The organism is Mesorhizobium sp. M7A.F.Ca.CA.002.04.1.1, assembly GCF_004022805.1.
In the GTDB taxonomy this organism is placed as follows: domain Bacteria; phylum Pseudomonadota; class Alphaproteobacteria; order Rhizobiales; family Rhizobiaceae; genus Mesorhizobium; species Mesorhizobium ciceri.
On sequence record NZ_RZPL01001131.1, the window covers coordinates 1 to 1,051 of the forward strand.

Genomic DNA, 1,051 nt, shown 5'->3' on the forward strand with positions numbered 1-1,051 from the left:
TCGTCGATCAGCTCGAGATTGGCGACGCCGGCGGCAACGCAGATCGGATGTGCCGAATAGGTCCAGCCATGGCCGAGCGAACCGAGCTTGTCGGAGCCCTCAACCAGCACCTGCCACATCTTGTCGGCGACGATGACGCCCGACAGCGGCGCATAGGCCGAGGTCAGGCCCTTGGCGATGGTGATCAGGTCCGGCTTGATGCCGTAATGGTCGGAGCCGAACATGGTGCCCAGTCGGCCGAAGCCCGTCACCACTTCGTCGGCGACCAGAAGCACGTCGTACTTCTTCAACACCGCCTGGATCTTTTCCCAATAGCCGGCCGGCGGCGGCACGATGCCGCCAGTGCCGAGGATCGGCTCGCCGATGAAGGCAGCGACGGTTTCCGGGCCTTCGGCCAGGATCATCTCCTCGAGCTTGTCGGCACAATGCTGCGAAAACTGCTCCTCGCTCATCGAACGGTCGGCGCGGCGGAAGTAGTAGGGTGCCTCGGTGTGCAGGATCGGCGCGCGCGGCAGGTCGAAGGCGTTGTGGAACAGGTCGAGCCCGGTCAGCGATCCCGTCATCACGCCCGAGCCGTGATAGCCGCGCCAGCGCGAAATGATCTTCTTCTTCTCCGGCCGGCCGAGCACGTTGTTGTAGTACCAGATCAGCTTGATGTTGGTTTCGTTGGCATCCGAACCGGAGAGGCCGAAATAGACCCGCGACATGCCCTGCGGCGCGCGATCGATGATCATCTTGGCCAGCGTGATCGAGGCCTCGGTACCGTGGCCGACATAGGCGTGGTAATAGGCGAGGTTCTTCGCCTGGGCGGCGATGGCGTCAGCGATCTTCTGGCGGCCGTAGCCGACATTGACGCAATAGAGCCCGGCGAAGGCATCGAGGCTCTTCCTGCCATTGTTGTCCCACACGGTGACGCCTTCACCGCCGGCCATGATGCGTGTCGGGCTTTCGCCCCGCGCGTGCGTGCCCATATGGGTCGAGGGATGGAAGAAGTGGTCGCGATCCCAGGCGGCGAGTTCGTTGGACTGGTCGAGCATTTTTTAACCTGTCT

1 protein-coding gene is annotated in these 1,051 nt (G+C 63.1%); it reads right to left on the minus strand.

Annotated elements, in window-relative coordinates:
- Positions 1–1,037, minus strand: a 1,037-nt coding sequence (locus ENZ75_RS32740) for an aminotransferase class III-fold pyridoxal phosphate-dependent enzyme (RefSeq protein ID WP_128278660.1), incomplete at its 3' end; no start/stop codon positions are given.
- Positions 1,038–1,051 lie beyond the last annotated feature (14 nt).